The sequence below is a fragment of the Odoribacter sp. AF15-53 genome, assembly GCF_003479425.1.
Taxonomy (GTDB): Bacteria; Bacteroidota; Bacteroidia; order Bacteroidales; family Marinifilaceae; genus Butyricimonas.
This window is the reverse complement of record NZ_QUHC01000004.1, coordinates 167,057-182,235: the sequence shown is the minus strand read 5'-3', so window position 1 is coordinate 182,235 and position 15,179 is coordinate 167,057. Positions and strand designations below refer to the sequence as shown.

8 protein-coding genes are annotated in these 15,179 nt (G+C 43.9%); all 8 read right to left on the bottom strand.

Translation table 11 applies throughout. From position 1 onward, the window contains the following. Nucleotides 1–7: 7 nt before the first annotated feature. A complete protein-coding gene (locus DWW52_RS10590; protein WP_118715482.1) occupies nt 8–1,171 on the bottom strand; it encodes a thioredoxin fold domain-containing protein in 1,164 nt (387 codons plus the stop codon). A 3-nt stretch (nt 1,172–1,174) separates the two neighbouring features. Then, a complete protein-coding gene (locus DWW52_RS21265; protein WP_118715481.1) occupies nt 1,175–2,497 on the bottom strand; it encodes a TlpA disulfide reductase family protein in 1,323 nt (440 codons plus the stop codon). 12 nt (nt 2,498–2,509) lie between these two features. Beyond that, nucleotides 2,510–4,903, bottom strand: a complete 2,394-nt coding sequence (locus DWW52_RS10580) for a zinc-dependent metalloprotease (RefSeq protein ID WP_158582562.1) — start codon at nt 4,901–4,903, stop codon at nt 2,510–2,512. Nucleotides 4,904–4,929: 26 nt separating this feature from the next. Continuing rightward, nucleotides 4,930–7,434, bottom strand: coding sequence for a zinc-dependent metalloprotease (locus tag DWW52_RS10575; protein ID WP_118715479.1), 2,505 nt, complete (start codon nt 7,432–7,434; stop codon nt 4,930–4,932). A gap of 260 nt (nt 7,435–7,694) precedes the next feature. Further along, nucleotides 7,695–8,633, bottom strand: a complete 939-nt coding sequence (locus DWW52_RS10570; RefSeq protein WP_118715478.1) for a hypothetical protein — start codon at nt 8,631–8,633, stop codon at nt 7,695–7,697. Between the two features lie 11 nt (nt 8,634–8,644). Continuing rightward, a complete protein-coding gene (locus DWW52_RS10565) occupies nt 8,645–10,240 on the bottom strand; it encodes a RagB/SusD family nutrient uptake outer membrane protein (protein ID WP_118715477.1) in 1,596 nt (531 codons plus the stop codon). A gap of 14 nt (nt 10,241–10,254) precedes the next feature. After that, entirely contained in the window at nt 10,255–13,854 is a 3,600-nt protein-coding gene (locus DWW52_RS10560) for a SusC/RagA family TonB-linked outer membrane protein (RefSeq protein WP_233556829.1), read from the bottom strand. Between the two features lie 144 nt (nt 13,855–13,998). Then, on the bottom strand, nt 13,999–15,135 hold the full coding sequence (locus DWW52_RS10555; RefSeq protein ID WP_158582561.1) for a FecR family protein: 1,137 nt from the start codon (nt 15,133–15,135) through the stop codon (nt 13,999–14,001). Nucleotides 15,136–15,179 lie beyond the last annotated feature (44 nt).

The following is a 15,179-nucleotide window of genomic DNA, read 5'->3' as shown; positions in this document are numbered from 1 at the left end:
AAGTTTTTTAATATTGATACCCCCTCACCGGGATGCTCTTTCTTTTACTCTTGAATGAAGGATGACTAGATGTTTCCAAATCGTGGCGGATTTCCTGACACTCTTTCTTGAATTCCGCCTCATCATTCAACTTCAACGCCCGGTCGATCCAAGGGATAAGTTGCTTCCGCGCAACTTCATCCCGCATCAGGCGTTCACCAAGAGCCGCCCAGTTACACAATTGGCGGGCTCCGGCTTTTTTCAAGTTTTTCTCGCCTAAGGCGTAAGCCTTATCGTACTCTTTATTCCAAAGTTCCACGATGAAAAGAATTTCATTCTTCAGCCCCTTGTAATCCGGTACTTTCCTCGATTTCATCAACTGCACGTGAGCCTCGAATTTCTCTTTATTCAACACTTTCGAGTCTTTTGCTCCAGCGTCACACAAGGAAAATACACGCGGTATGCTGGCGTACAGGTTCCGGATTTTCTGGTTCACATCTTCTTCCCCGTACAATTTGTACAGACGTTCCCGTTCTTCCACCAAATACATGGCTAACGGGGAATCTAAGTTACTTCCGGATACGACGTATACTTTCCAGTAGTCAGCATCATCCAGGATTTTTCCCCCTTGTTCTTCCGCAAGTTTTTCCAAGCCCTGTTCCATTTTATCTGCCTGACGCATTTTCAATAGATCATTCAGGTATTTTTTCACAAAAGTCTCTTCCCGTTCCCCACCCAGGAAACGTTCTTCATCCCCTACCCGTGAACTGTTCAGGGCCTCTTTTCCCATGGCGAGAAACTCTTCGACTTTCTTGAACCCACTGCTTGACAGCACGACATATCCCTTGTCGTTTATAAATAACCACGTGGGATAAGAAACCACATTGTAACGTTTACACAAAGTTTTTCCCTCCCCCTTTTCCATGTCTCGTTTCATGTTAATGAAATGCTCATTGTAGAAATCTCCCACCTCTTTCAAGGGAAAGATCAACCGTACCATCTGGGCACACGGACCGCACCACGGACCGTAACAATCCATAAAGATTAGCTTATTCTCTTTCTTTGCCAGTTGGAGGGCTTCTTCAAAGGTCCCCTCGAAGAAACGCATCCCCTCTGAATTTTGTTCCTGAGCCTTCACGGCTCCCGAGCAAGAAAGTAAAAATACCAACCCCAGTATAATTCTATTCATCATTTTTTATTGTAATAAAGATTCAAGTTTCTTCAAAGTTTCTTTATCGGACGGACGAGTCATATTCGCCGTCACGATCTTTCCTTCCCGATCCAACAGGATAAACCGAGGCACGGACAAGGATGCGGGCATGAAGTTCTTCAACCACGTCCAGTTTTCACCCAAATGCAACTGCACGCCTTTTAATTGCATATCTGCAACCATCTGTTTCCATTTTTTGATATCCTTATTCTGGTCTATTGATAGACTAACAAAAGTGATATCTTTACCCGCCAACCGTTCTTCCAATTCCGGCAAAAACTTCATTTCCCACTTGCAAGGACCGCACCAAGTCGCCCAAATATCCATATACACGTATTTCCCCTTCAAATCAGCCAGTGACACAGCCCGGTCGTTAATATCCCGAAAGGTAAAATCCGGACAGGGATTCCCCGGCATAATTCGCTCGCTTTTCTTACAAGCCTCGGCAAACGCGGCCAAACGTTCCGGGGTTTTGACATGCTGCAGATAGAGTTCCTTGTACTTAGGGTCTCCCAGCTCCGATGTCGAGAACAAGACCAAATCTATCAGGTAAGACCGAACGCTGGCATCTGTCACATTATCAAGGATCACGGCAACTTTCCGATCCGGTTCATCAAGAGACGAATCACCCGTCAGTTGCGGCAAACGCCGAATAACGTACTGATCCAAAAACTCCAAGTAAACGGGAATCGTCATGTAAGTAGAATCCTGCACGAATCGCTCCTTCATTGTCTGCAAGTACAAAGCCTGATCAATAGTAGGCATCCGGGTCAATTGCAACAAGGCATTTGCCGTTAAACGCTTATTTTCCAGCGTACTGAATGCCTTCGGAAAAGAAAATTCCTCCAACTTCTGCCGATTGATTTGCATCAAAGAATCCATATTCCCTACAATCCGACCTAAATCTTTTTCTGCCGGATTGAACCGGGGAAAGACATACACGTCATTCCGCTGCAAGAACTCGTTCTGCGTGGCAAGGTCTCCCGTAAAAGATACCTTTTTCTCTCCCTCTTTCAAACTATAGCTCACGGATAAATCATTGCCCGGTTCGAGGTATATCAACCTCTTATCGTATTTCCGAATCTGAATAGTTGCAAAAGAGGGCTGTGAAAGACTGAACTCGATCTTCCCTTTTCCCGTCAGGGAATCAATCGTCACGGCTTGATTCAAATAGCCCAAAATCACCTTGGGAGTCGTCCCATCGTAATCTTGGATATTGAAAGAAAGCGTGGAGGTTTGCTTTCTCTCGCACCCGTACAGTGCGAGAGAAAAGCAATATATCCATAATATGAATTTCAATATTCTCATAATGACAATACATTATTTTTTTATCGCCGTCTTAGCTGCATTCTCCACGATATTCCATTTCACTTTCATCGTCACGGCCAACCCCTTGTAATACTGACGAGTCTTCGCATCCGCATGCGTGCGTGCCAACTCGTCAAACTTTTTCGTCATCATCTCGGCACGATCCTGTAAATAGAAACAAAGTTGATCCATTCTTCCGGTCACGTTCAATTTCAAACAAGCCGTCAAAAACTCTTTGACAATATTGTGTTGTAACCGGGCACGAGAAATTCCCACGGGCTTTGATGTACTGTAATTCAAGAATACACCACGATCAATCAAAGCAAACAAGTCTTCCAAGGTATAAGCCTTATCACCCACTTTTTCCTGAGCCTCCATAAGACGCATCAAACGGGTAAACTCCAATAAGTTCTTTGCCGTATACATGTACAACTGATTCATTCCTAATGAAACTGTAGCCCCATGTACATGCTCCACGTCCGGATTCTCCAACCAAGCCGGAGCCTCTCCGAATATATACTTGGAAATGAATTGATCCATCTCTTTCTTTTGAGCTTTAGGCAAATAGTTTACGCGCTCTTCGTTATATCCGGCGATAACCGGTTCATACCAATTATTCTCAATGTAATCCAATGCCACCTTCACGTAATCAATATACTGACTTCTGAATGCACTTACCAATTCGGCATAACGCACCCAATTATCTTCCCGGTCCTGTTGATCGGCAATCTTTTCTATCTGGGATGAAATACGTTTCAGATTTTCAAGTCCCAACAAGGCGGCTTGCAATTTATCTTGTCCTAGATCATTAGGATTCACCCGATAACCGAAACTCTTCATCGGCGCGTAATACAATGCCGGATTACCTTTTGCTCTTTCGGCGATAGCCCGCAATGCCGCTTTCTCGGCAGCAGCGTCCATTCCGGGAAACTGACGATACCCCCACTCGATAGCCCAACGGTCATACACGGAAGCCTTTGAGGTAAGATCACGCAAACTCATCCCGTCACCGGGTTGTGCCACGAAGTTAAAGATACATCCATCCGTCACGGAGGAGGAAATCCCGTTCTCCCGCACCCAAGCGGCATCCCGCAATTGTTTCGTCGTGAAAGCCATACTTCCGGTTAGGTTAGAAAACAATCCTAATACCTGTCCCAACGTATTGGACGTGCGATAACGATAATATTCAGCATACAGAGTGGGCAACGAATCGGTAAATACTTTCGGTTCGTAACCACCCAATTGCATAGTATAGGCATCCGAATTGTCATTCCACTCCTGATTGGACAAACAAACGCTTGCACTTAAAATTTCCCCGGTTCTCGTGTCACAGATAACCGTTTGTCGCGAAGCACCTAGAATATAGGAATACACGATCTGATGATAGGCGATACCCACTTCCGGTTCCCCGACCTGTACCTGCAACACGTTTTTGAAACCGGCTTGCTCGAAGCAACGATTCCACTCCTCTACACCCCGGGAAGCAGATTCCCGCAAGGTAGCACTGAACGTTCCGTCAAAATACACACGGATCGGATTGACCGGCTCTACCAGTTCGCCCCGTTTGTATTTTTCAACATCCTCGGGTTTGATTTGCAAATTCCAACGTTTAATGATAGTTTGCTTTTTCACCCCGTTAGGATTTTCATCGTAATCATTATAAGAAATCACATCATACCCGATCCGGGAATCCACATGACGTTCTGCTATCGTACGTTCCGGCAATTGTTGCACGCTCCATTCAATCCAAGCCACGCTATGTTTATCTATTCCAGGTCTTCCTAACATTCCCGGAATAAAAGCAGACTGGGCATGTAATGACATGAATTTCACTCCATTGTTGATCACCTGCACGCTATCCAAAAAAGAACGGTCTGCCGCAGGAGCATTTATCTGATTTTGATTCGAGAAAGCGAATAACTTACCCGTGGCATTCACGTCTGACGTAATATCAATAATGTATCCCTGCTTGTCCTTCCCGTAAGCCACGATCGGATAAGAGAACAGCACGGGCTTCAATGCCGCTGCCTCCACGGCTCCCGCCATATCACCACTCGCCCGATCGGAACAAATCTGTTGTTTCACTTCCAATTGATTGTTTTGTCCCACGTTGAACACCAACACGCTGGTCACGGAAGAAACATTGCCTTTATACTCTCCTTTCGTGATTACACCACTCACCAACAAATCTTTCCCGATAGAGGCGGCAGGTATCTCCAAGTAGCATTTCTTCACATCCTGATACACAGGAAAAGTACCTTCCACCTTCTTCATCTCCTTCTTGAAAAACGCCTCGTAGGTCATCGGGGCTTTTTTTCTCGCTCCCGGCTTTTCCTTCTCCTGCGCCAAGGAAAAGAAAGGCATACAAACCACCAGAAGTATTATAATATAATTATATCTATTCATGATTTTCATACTTAACTTTCACGATACTATTTCACCACTTTAGCGTAGTTCTCCCCACTCAAAATCTCCTCGATCTTACGAGCAATACCCGATAAATGAGTTTTGGTTATCGAATCGGTCGTCACGGCAGCCCTTTTCTTTGCTTGAGTACCAATTTTCTCCAACTGAACAGCGTACATATCTGTCATTTCCGGAGCCACATCTATAGGTCCATCCTCCACGATAACCGAAGCGACAAACAAGTAAGCATTCTGCACCATCCGCTCGTGAGCCGATAATTTATTCTTGGTATTCATACATTTCCAAATACCGTCATACAAATCATCCATGAGATTCTGAACCGTATATGCCTTGTTGCCATTATACTCCTCGTCTTTCAACATATTCGTAATCTCGGTCATGACCATCGGCATCAATTTACTCGTTACTCTGGAAATGTAAACATCAATATTATCACTTACAAGTTGAGATACCCGACAATTATACAACCAAGGCACTTCCTGGAAGAAATATTTCTTCAAGAACGCCATCGCAGCTTGTTGTTTCTCTTTTTCCACGGGAGTAAATTTGCTCATCCCCTCGGAACGCAAGGCAGCATCGGAATAACGTCCACCCACATATTTCATCGCATGCATCACGTAACGTAAATATTGCCCGAGTACAGCGTTGTACAACTCTTTCATCAAGGCGTAATTCTCATCATCCACCTCTGCCGTCCACGATTCAAGGTTCTCCATGATCATCTTCAAGTTGCGCATCCCCAACTCGTTGGCAGCAATAGCATCATCACTCAAATCTTCTGATTGGAAACGAGGATCCCATTTGTCGGTTTCCGTACCGAAGAACACTCTCGGATTTGCTTTCCGTTGAGCAGTCACCCACTCTCTCAAATATTTTTGTTCTTCATCAATAGTCTTCGTGTCTCCAAAATAACGATACCCCCACTCGATAGCGAATTCGTCGTACTCCCCGATACGCGGGATCAAATCCTCCGGGTCAATGTTGTCTTCCGGTTGAGCGGCATAATTGAAACGCGCGTAATCCATGATAGAAGGAGTGTGTCCATATTTCTTTACAAAGTCGCGATTACGAATATCAGCTAACGAACAAGTCCAGCTACTCGCGAAGTTGTGACGTAACCCCAAGGTATGTCCAACCTCGTGTGCCACGATATATTTGATCAATTTTCCGGTCAATTCATTATCATACGGGAATTTACGAGCAATCGGATTAACAGCGGCCGTCTGGGTGAAGTACCAAGATTGTACCAAGCTCAACACGCTGTGGAACAATCCCACGTGTGAACAAATGATCTCTCCCGAACGAGGGTCTGCCACATGAGGGCCGTAAGCATTCGGCATCGGTGAAGCCTTGTAAGAAATCACGGAATAACGAGCGTCCTCTATCGAAAAATCAGGATCTTCTTCCGGGGTAGGCACCAGTTTAGCCTGGATTGCATTTTTAAATCCCACCTGCTCGAAAGCGGGTTGCCAACTCTCCACGGCAGCCATCACGTAAGGTTGCAAATACGCCGGGGTATTCCGATCCACGTAGAACACGATCGGTTTTGCCGGTTCTACCAGTTCCCCTTTTTTGAACTTCTCCATGTCTTCCGGTTTCGGCTCCAAACGCCAACGACTCACGATATACACTCTTTCCGCTTTCGTGGGATTCTTCGTGTAATCTGTCAAACCGTAAGCAAAGTATCCCACCCGATCGTCATAGTAACGGGGACGCATGGGTTCCTCCGGCAATAAATACCAAGAAGCTGCCACCTCCCACGTCGTGGGATTCAATTTCGCTTTCGGGTTATTCTTCGGGGCTTTTCCCTGAGCATAACTCCGCACGGAACGGAAAATCACGTTGTTCTCGAACGTGCTTATTTCAGTCGGGTAAGACTTGTCAGCCTGGTATGCACCCAAATTTAACATTTCAGCCGCCCCTTTCAAGGAAAAATAAGCATGATCAGATTTATACATATCAGTGATATCGACTAACACCGAGCTATCGGTCTTAGCTTTCACGTCAAAACCTGCTGCCAACGGCATCATACTGGCTGCCTCCACAGCCCCACGCATTTCCGAAGTGGCATCCGGCATCCCGGTTGTAAAAATCGGTTCTTGCAGAAACAATTTATTCTTAGGTCCTTTCTCGAAACGAATCACTTTATTACTTAGGGCATCTCCCCCGAATCCATACATATCATTCCGACTTCTGGCTTCTTGTGCAGAACCTTTCACCAAAGAGATGAATACCAGAATATCCCGTCCCAGAAACTTATCCGGCACTTCCATGAAATACCGATCATCCTGTTCGTAGATATTGAACATCCCGACGTGCTTGCCTGCCGAAGGTTTAATAAAATCAGCTACCGAAGGTATCCCCTTAGGAGCGATTTTAGAACTATCAACCACGACTTTCGCCTGTTCTTTTTTCTTGTTACTCTTTTTTTTACGCTCCGTACCATCTGCCAACTGGAAGACAAACAGCCCACACAATAACAATACCCAAAACTTCATACTTGATTTCATACTTTTACATATTACATTGATTTACAAACAAATATTGACAACAGATATTTTTCGTCAAGGCGCATGAGAGGGGTAAGGAAGGTGTTTAACAAGTCCCTTTCCTACAAAATCACTACCCCCTCCGGTTCCCCCTTACACAGGGGGAAAGTTGATTACCAAGTAGCTTCCCCTCCCGTGTAAGGAGGGGTTAGGGGTGGTAGTTCTTAAATAGTTTGTTAGACATCCTTCTTACCTATCTCGCAAACCTTTTATTCAGAATATTACTCGAACGTGAAACCGTATTCTTTTATCTTATCTCTCAAGACATAAAATTTTTCCATAACCACCGGAGCATTCCCATGTAGGGCAATGAATTCCGCTTCGGTATAGGCAAAAATAGCCTCGCAAAACTGACTCACATCCTGCTGTTTTTCCGGAACATACCACATTCTTTCATCCGTACCGGTAGGCTTCGTCTTCGTCCCGATAAAACCTAAGGTCGCAAGCCTCTGCTCTTCTAGCGGATACCCTTGAGCAGCCCGATAAACCATCGTCGACCTAGAGGCCGTGGAGTAGATATAATCAATATTGTTTGGATTCGTGGCATACGATAACTCGTAAAAATTCTCCTCCAACCAATCCCCTTCCGTGGCAACCAACGAACCGGCTACCAAACATCTTAATGCGGCTCCCCGATAAACCTTTTTTTCGCCATCGGTCATTGCCGCAAAGTCTTTTACCTCACTAAGTACAACCGTATTAAAACCTTTATGAGCAAGTGTCCCAGATGTACTGTTCAAAGTATCAACCAACAAGATACTAGCAATATACATATCCTTCGGAATAGCATTCAACACTTCTGCTTTCAGGAATTCAAGCACGGGCAAAACATCCTCCGGATTAGCCACTACTTGATAATTAGAAGTCGTCCAGGAAGGAGTCGCTCCACCGGGGTTATAGAACACTTGCAATTTCTCGTAATAAGTATACCACTCTCTGGCAGACAAGGAATAACGCTCCTCACTACCAATCGTGTCATTATAATAAATAGGAATACCCGTCTCTTTAAAGATCAAATAACGCTCATGATCAACCGGAACGTCACTATCCTCAACCACCAACCAATTCCGCTCTGCCCCGGAAGGCTTCAAATCACTTTCCGAGTCACAAGCTACCAAGAGGCTAGAAAATGCCATTATATATAGCAGTATATTTTTCATCATATTTCGTTTTACTCGTTAATTATTTCTCTATTATTCCGGACCTCGTTGACCAACATTCCATTATTGAAGTCGATCGCACTGGAAGGAATGGGCAACATGTATGCAGCAATATCCTCCGGGTAGGGCTTTAGCACGTATTTTCCACGCACCGTTATTTGGGTATTATTAACAACCTCAAGTGAAACGTGTTCGATACTTTTCGTGAAAGGATAAACACTGTTAACCGCATAACGCCGCAGATCAAACCAACGATGCCCCTCGTAGCAGAGTTCCCGACGACGCTCGTCACGAATAAAATTGACCAAAGCTTCACCGCTTTCCGTTACCGGATTCAAATCGGCAGCACGGAAACGTTTAGCTCTAAGTTCCTGTATCGTGATACGGGCCTGATCGTCCATACCGGCTAAAGCCTGAGCCTCGGCCTTGTTCAAATAAACCTCCGGTAAACGGATAGCCATGATGTCCGAAACTTCATCAATATCGAAACGCGTTTTCACGCAACGATATCCCTCGGCCGGAGAGGCGCGTTGAATGAAGAAAGCTGTCCTTCTCAAATCCGTTGCATCAAAACACTCCATCAAATCAGAAGAAGAGGTAAAGGTTGAAGTCCTGTAGATCGCCGCAGTATATCTAATCGCCGGGGCATGAATGATGGCCATAATATTGGGACCATGCGTGAAAATAGTTTCCGGAGAATTAACATAGACAGCACTATTTCCTCTTTTATAATCATTGAGATCCAACAACTTGTAATCCTTTTTCAGCACGCTATCGGCACAAGCAATAGCTTGTTCATACTCTTCCATGTAAAGATAAACCCGACTCAACAAAGCAAAAGCAGCCGCTTGATTAGTACGATATTTCGTTGTTTGTGGAATTCCGCGCAAAGAGGTAATGGCATGTTGCAAATCCTCTACCATTTGTCCATACACGTCAGCCATAGGATCTCTTGCGAAATAACGATCCTCCACCACCTCAGAGGTCTTTAGCGGAATACAAGGATCTGTATCAGCCGTCGCCTTACAATAAGGACGAGCGTACAAGTTAGCCAACCAGAAATAGCACTGAGCACGCAGAAAATAAGCTTCTCCCTCCACCCGGTTGCATAAATCCTTGTCGTCTTCCCCTCCGCGTAACTCGCCAACCTGAAAGATAATAGAATTCAATGCGGCGATTCTTTTGTAATAATCACTCCAGTTCAAATCCTTAATCTCAAGCATTTCCGAATCGTAGAACGGATCGGCCTGCCAGGTATGCAAGCGTTCACCCTTCATTCGAAGATAGTTTTTCTCCGTAGTTCCCATATATCCTCCTGACACATACTCCTCGGAATCATCATCCAGAATATGAATGTAAGGGAAATATACACGATTGACAGAGGAAACACTAAGGATAGATGCCCAGTTACTTATGAGGTCGGCATCAATGGAATCCATCGTCAACCCCCCGGACAAATAAGCTTCCCCGATCAATAGCTCATCCAGATCGCTCACGTTTTCCACGTAAGCCATATTTTGAGACCTTTCCTCCAGAAAATCCCCGCAAGCAACACACGCAAGCAGGATCAACACGAGAATACCAATATGTGTGATTCTATTTTTCATTGTTCACGATCTAATTAAAACGTTACATTTAAAGTCAAAGAATAATTTGGACGGACAGACAAATTCACGGAAGGCGAAGCTCCTGATTGGGTCACATCCTGACCTTTCAGCTTTTTATTTGCAATCGTAAATAAATTTGTTCCGGTCACGCTGATATATGCCGATTTAATTCCCATTTTTTTACAGAAAACATCATGCACATTATAACGGAATGACAAAGATTGTAATTTCAGATAATCTCCACTCACCACACGAAGATCCGACATATCATACATCTGATAAATATCACTACCGGCAAACTTATTCGGATTCGTACTATTATATTCATTTTGTGACCACCAGGGTAATCTCACGTTATCGGAAGCGACCAAACTCGGAATATTCGTTTTTGTTTCATCCCCTGGGCGCTGCCAGCGTTTGACAAACTCTCTTCGCATATTCTTTTCCGGATAAGGACGAATATTATTATCGCCACACAATTTTAACAAACGAATCTTATTACCCAAGCTATACGCCAGATTGAAAGAAAGCCCGAATTGACGGTATCCCAAATAGTTAGAAATACCCCCCTGCAATACCGGAACACGAGTACCCGATTCCTTTAACACTTCCATCCAAACCTCTTCTTCCTCCATATTCCGATAGCGCTCGTGCAATTCATCTTTGAATTCTTCTTCAGTCCCGTAAAAAATCGGGCTACCGTCCTCTGAACTCAAACCTTTGAAACGATAAGAAAAGAATGTATTCAAGGGCTTGTTAACCAATTCCACGTTACCACTCAAATAATCGGTATAAGACACTTCATCACGCAATGTATTGGACCGGTTGTCAATAGCTTTACTTATCAATTTGTTGACCACCTGACCAATCTGGGGATCAAAACGCCACACGAAACCTTGTTTACCGGAAGCATCCACTTTACGGTCGATAGGCACGAATTTCAACGTCACTTCCACACCTTGATTAGAAATCTCTCCTTTATTAACCACGTAACTGGTAACCCCATTAATATCTGACACCTTTTTAGTTAAGAACGCATCGTCTGTATGCTTGTAATAATAAGAAACAGTTCCCCCTATCTTATTTTTCAACAAAGAAAAACTTAGTTCGGCATTATAAGAAGAAGTCTTCTCCCAACGCAAATCAGGATTGGGATAATGGCTGATTGTAGAAGAGAATTCCTGATACCAAGAATTTAACGCTCCCTTCGCAATAATCATACGAGAAGTCTGATTATCCAACATATTTCCTTGTTTACCATAAGAAAGCTTCAACGATAATTCGTTCACGTTGGCATTATCTCTAAAGAAATCCCTGGCGATATCCCACCTACCGGAAACAGACCAGATCGGTAATAATTTTTCATTACTACGACTCCCGAATTGATTGGAACCATCCATACGGGTATTGAAATTGATCGTATAACGATTATCGTAAGTATACGTTATCGTGAAATAAGCTGAAGCCAAGTTCGTCAATTGATCCGTGATCGTGGCTCTCGAATTTGCAGCTAACCATCCGCGATACCCTTTGTATTCCGGCTGAGCCAACAGTTCTTCCGTGATCGTCCCGAACGTTTTTCCGCGATCAGGATAATATCCGCGATGTTTTGTACTCACGCCATTGTATTCTTTAGAAGAAACCTCACCTCCCAAAACCACATTCAGAGCGTGTTTATCTGCAAAAAGCGAATTATAATTCAACTGCAAACGGGCGGTATAAGAACGCAACCGAGTGGTTGATTCCTGCAATTCACCTCCAATAGGACAAGTAGACGAAGCATCTCCAGCTCCTCCTTTTTTCTCTCCCGCAATATAATAAGATCCTTCTTCATACACCGTTTCCTGATTCGTATTTCCCACCGTGTAAGCAAATGTCCCCTCTGCCGACAATTCCTGTAATATCTTGTATTTCACATTCGCATTTAACGTGAAGGTGGCACTATTCATCTCCTGACGAGTGGTCTCCATCTCGTTCTCCATGTTAAATAAATATGAATTAATAGCCGTATTTCCTTTCATATAGAAATATTTCGAACCATCCGGATTGTATGCAGGAATAGCCCGGCTAGTCTCGTAGGCATACGAAATTATATTGATGCCATTCGTTGAAGGAGTATACTTTCTTTTATTCGAATTACCCTGAAGACCGAATTGAAAAGACACCCGATCGTAATTACCATTCAGTTTAATAGAAGTCGTGTAATTTCGATTCAACTCTTTCTTGATGACACCCTTCTCGTCGTTATAACCCACGGATGCATAGTAACGTAAATTAGCAGAACCACCGCTCACGCTCAAAGTATGTTTATTCGAAAACGAATTCTCACACAAGATGTCAAACCAATCCGTGTTTACCGTTTCATAATAATTAGCCAAATTATTAAAGGTATTAAAATCCGTAATACCGGACTTGTAATCCAGATAGGCAGCCTCATATCCGATCCAGTTCGTGATATTCTTGAACTCCATCCCCCGGTTAAACATCTCCCGTGAAACGTCAACTCTCTCCTGAGAGTTCATCAAATAAATACCCTGATCGGAATAATAAGGGCGAATATTCACCGTTCCCGACAAAGAATAAGTTATCGAGGGAGCTCCCACTTTTCCTTTCTTCGTCGTGATCACGATTACCCCGTTAGCTGCACGAACGCCATAAATCGCCGTGGCGGCAGCATCTTTCAACACGTCTATTTGCTCGATATCATCCGGGTTCAATCCGGAAATAGCATTCCCCAACAAATTCACGAAATCCAGATCATTTAACTGTGACGGGTCCACGTTCACCGGATCACTCTGAACAATACCGTCCACTACCCACAAAGGTTCCTGATTACCTAATACCGTTGATGTACCCCGGATACGTACCTTGGGTGCGGCTCCCGCTTGTCCCGAATTCTGCATGAAAATCATTCCCGGAACATGCCCTTCCAGCATTTTATCAACAGAAGATAATCCCGCAACTTTTATATCATCCATTTTTAGAGTAGTGATTGCACTCGTGAGCCTTCGTTTATCAATATCCTGATAACCGGTAGATACCACAACCACCTCGTCCATGGCCAGCACCTCTTCTTCCAGTTTGATCACGTAATCATTCTTTTCTTTATTCACCGGAACAAGTTGTGTTTTCATCCCGATAAAAGAGACAACTAATGTATCCACGGCTTTTTTTACTTCCAGAGAGAAAAGCCCCTCTATATTTGAGGACACCCCGATAGTCGTCCCTTTCAAACGTATGGTCACACCAGGCAGAGGGCTCCCCTTGTGATCTGTCACTTTTCCTTTCAGCACCCACTTGTTATCCGGAACTACCTGTGATAGACGCTTGATCACGACCACATCATTAATAAATTCATATGTCAGTTTTAACGGTAACAAAACCTGATCCAACACCTCCTTTAACTCCTCGTCCATCACGTTTACCGTGATCAACTCGTGCACCTGCATCAAAGAAGAATTATACAAAAACTGTGTTCCCGTTTGTTCTTTCATCGCGGCGATAAACTCCTCGATCGTAGCATTCTTCAAATCCAATGAAATCTTACTCTGTGAAAATGCCACCGCACAAACATTCAAATTGAATACGACAACTAGAATACATGTTAATTTCATAATCAACCAAGTCTTTTTTTTACACATAATAAGGTCCCAGAACCTTAATCGTTCCTTTTTTTTCATAACTTTGTAAAGTATTTAAATGATAATACACTAGAGCACGGACACCAGACCTAGGAAATTTGTTGCCCGTGTTTCTTTTTATTCATAAAGGATCACCACATTTCCATCTATTTTATATTTCACTTCTTCCGAACCGGCAAGGACTTCCAGGAAAATACGGATAGAATCGTATCGTTTCAAGTTACCCGAAAACCGGATATCTTTTACTTTCGGATTCTGGTAGAACACCGAAACATCATACCACCTTGACAACGTGTGCATCACGTCTTCCAGACGTTTTTCCTTGAATATATACCAACCATCTTTCCAACCGACATACTCCTCCACGTTCACCTCCCGTTTTGTCAAGGTTCCCGCCAAAGAGACCACGGCCTGCTCTCCCGGAGCGAGCACGACTGATTTACCCTCTTTACCCGTGAACATCACCTTCCCGGATACCAGCGTGGTCAATACTGCCTCGTTTTCATACGCCATCACCCCGAAAGAAGTCCCCAGCACATTCACTTTGCCTAAATTCGTCTCGACAACAAAAGGACGACCGTCTTTCGTCACGTCAAAATAAGCCTCTCCCTTTACTGTCACAACTCGTTCTTTCCCGGAAAAACGTACCGGATATTTTATCCGGCTTCCGGCATTCACCCAGACCCGCGTCCCGTCATCTAGAACCACGTAACACTCTCCTCCTTGGGGTACAATCAATTCATTATACACTAACTCGGATTTACCAACCGAATCTTGTTTATATGACAGTTGTCCATTTTCCAACCGAACTTTTAAACCACCCTGCTCCTGAATCTCGTTCTCGTTTCCCGTGGATACATTTACAATCCTTCCATCTGACAATTTCAACTGCACATTCTCCTTTTTCGCCAGTACAACCGGACTTTCCACTTGTTCTTTCTGTAACAACATCCACATACCCGCACCCAATAACGGCAGAATAAAACAAGCCGCAACAGATACCCGCCGTAAAATTAACCGGAATCTACTTTTACGCTGATTCAATCTAAACGTTTCGTACGCTTTCTCCGGAGAGAATTTCTCATAACGGGCAAAATGTTTTTCCAAGTAATCATCATCTCCAATTTCGGAATAAACATCCCGCAAGGCCTTATTCTCCAACACCTCTTCAAACTCCTCCTGTTCTCCGTCCTGCAATGTTTCGGAATAAGCTTTACGCATCAAGGTTACTATTTTATTAAAATCTCTCTTCATTTCGATATTCATTACATCTATAAAATGCACGACATTTTATTTGG